Here is a 675-nt window from a genome sequence, read left to right as displayed (position 1 = left end):
GTTACCAAACATTTAAAAACCTACTTTATGAAAAACAGAATTGTATTTTTTATCTTTTTAATCTTATTAGTCAATTATAGTTGTAATAGTAATGATTCAAATACTGAACAAAAAACTTTTTTATGTTGTGGAGAAAATCCATTGCAATCTAAGAACATAAATAATCTTGACCAAACTGCTGGAAAAATAAATGTTATTTCAGTATTTACTCCAAATGAAGATGGTATTAACGATTGTTTTCTGGTGGAGAATTTATATAAATATTCATTTAACTCTTTAACAATATATGATTTAAATGATAAAATTCTTTTCACAACAGAAAATTATGGTAAAAACTCCAACTCTTTTTGCGGAGATAATATTAAAAGCGGAACCGTGAAATATAAACTTGTAGTGAAAAATGAACAAACATTCGTTGAGTATGGATATGTGTGTATAGTTAAAACAGAAGAAGAAGGTAAAGTATTTAGCGCAGAAACTGAATGTACATTCCCTTTTGACGACCCAATTATATTTCAAAAATAATATGAACTGAATAAACGTTTGGTAACAGCTACTACAACGGATTTGGGCAATAGGCTTAATGGAAAGTTGGTCTTGTATTTGGGATGATTTGGCAAATCCGAATAATGGGCTTAATTTAGTCCCAAACCCGCTGTAGTAGCGGGACGTTAG

The 675-nt window shown here is 29.6% G+C and carries 1 protein-coding gene; it reads left to right on the top strand.

All coding sequences use genetic code 11. The annotated features are described in order from the left end of the window. On the top strand, positions 1–525 hold a 525-nt coding region (locus H2650_RS15710; protein WP_223151130.1), incomplete at its 5' end, for a gliding motility-associated C-terminal domain-containing protein. Between the last annotated feature and the right edge of the window lie 150 nt (positions 526–675).

Source organism: Flavobacterium sp. GP15 (assembly GCF_014281985.1).
Lineage (GTDB): Bacteria > Bacteroidota > Bacteroidia > Flavobacteriales > Flavobacteriaceae > Flavobacterium > Flavobacterium pygoscelis.
The sequence above is the reverse complement of the archived record's forward strand: the minus strand, read 5'-3'. Positions and strand labels throughout refer to the sequence as shown.